The sequence below is a fragment of the Stenotrophomonas pictorum JCM 9942 genome (assembly GCF_001310775.1).
GTDB lineage: Bacteria > Pseudomonadota > Gammaproteobacteria > Xanthomonadales > Xanthomonadaceae > Stenotrophomonas > Stenotrophomonas pictorum.
In genome coordinates, this window is sequence record NZ_BAZI01000663.1 from 1 (window position 1) to 948 (window position 948).

Annotated in this window: 1 pseudogene; it reads right to left on the reverse strand. The window is 70.8% G+C overall.

What is annotated here, in order from left to right:
• Nucleotides 1-132: 132 nt before the first annotated feature.
• Nucleotides 133-948 (reverse strand): annotated as a pseudogene (locus JCM9942_RS16890) (DUF4129 domain-containing protein); the annotation flags it as partial.

The following is a 948-nucleotide window of genomic DNA, read 5'->3' on the forward strand; positions in this document are numbered from 1 at the left end:
CGGGGATGTCCGGCGGCAGGCTGTCGGGCAGTTGCAGCGCTTCCTGCGTGACCGGGGACTGCACGGTGCGTTTGCGCCGGCCACTGCCACGCAGCCACGGCAGCCACCAGCGGGCGGTGAGCAGCAGCGCGATCAGCAATGCGCCAACCACGATCCACAGAAAGCTCTCGCTGACCAGCGCCAGGAGCGTGCGGATGCCGTCCAGGTCCGGCGCCCACTTGTCGCCCGGGGTGTCCCGTTCCTGCTGCGTGGCATCTTGCGTGCGCTTCCAGCGGCTGACGTTGCGCTGGGCGCCCAGCTGCGGGTCTTCGTAGGCGCGTGCGGCCGCCTGGCGGAAGCTGGCGGTATCGGCGTGCGTGGGGCCGAACACGGTCGCTGGCGTTGCGCCGCTCGCCGCATGTGCGCCAGGTGCTTGTGATTGGCGTGTTGCTTCTGCAGGTCTGCAGCGCCGTCCTGGGCCTGGGCGGAATCACCGGGCAGGGCGATGGCCAGCACCAGCAGCAGGAGCGGGGCCAGCCGCGCCAGGCGGTCGCGCATCCGGCGGAAGGCGATTTCCACATCCCAGGCCTCCAGCTGGGTGCGGCGGTTGAGGTACAGGCCGAAGCCGGCCCCGCTGTAGAACGGGCCGACCAGTGTCAGCGCCGCCCACGCCAGCAGGTTGAAGCCGATCCACGCCCACGCCGGGGTGTCCTCGCCGATCAGCGACCACGCCGCGCGCAGCGATTCGGACAGCAGCTCCAGCGGCACGAACATGAACACCAGCGCGATCCCGGCCAGCTGCAACACCCACTCGAAATGCCAGCACACCAGCGTCAGCAGGCTGGCATGGCCATAGCTGGCACCGCCCAGCACCCGCCGCCGTTGCCGGCGCTGCGCCGGGTCGCCGCCTTCGAGCAGATCCACCGGCATCATCAGCGACCGCGCTGGACTGAGCCGCCGCCACAGCAG